This window comes from Enterococcus spodopteracolus (assembly GCF_030441955.1).
Classification (GTDB): Bacteria; Bacillota; Bacilli; order Lactobacillales; family Enterococcaceae; genus Enterococcus_B; species Enterococcus_B spodopteracolus.
Map to the genome: position 1 here is coordinate 1 of NZ_JARJHD010000157.1, position 337 is coordinate 337.

The window sequence follows — 337 nt, forward strand, 5'->3', positions numbered from 1 at the left end:
ACTGCTTTCACTCGACCCGTGGGTTCTGGAATTGATCGTTCATTGCTAAAGGCGTTCGGATTTTCAAACTGATCTCTCACTGCTCTCACTCGACCCGTGGATTCTGGAGCTGGGCGGGCGTTAGAAAACTCATTCGCTTTTTCAAACTGATCTCTCACTGCTCTCACTTGTCCCGTGGGTTCTGGAACTGGGCGCTCATTGCTAAAGGCGTTCGGATTTTCAAACTGATCTCTCGCTGCTCTCACTTGTCCCGTGGATTCTGGAGCTGGGCGGGCGTTAGAAAACTCATTCGCTTTTTCAAACTGATCTCTCACTGCTTTCACTCGACCCGTGGGTT

1 protein-coding gene is annotated in these 337 nt (G+C 50.4%); it reads right to left on the minus strand.

Going from position 1 to position 337, the window contains the following annotated elements:
* Positions 1 to 337: hypothetical protein (locus tag P3R27_RS15005; RefSeq protein WP_301399222.1), on the minus strand; the 337-nt coding region annotated here is incomplete at both ends.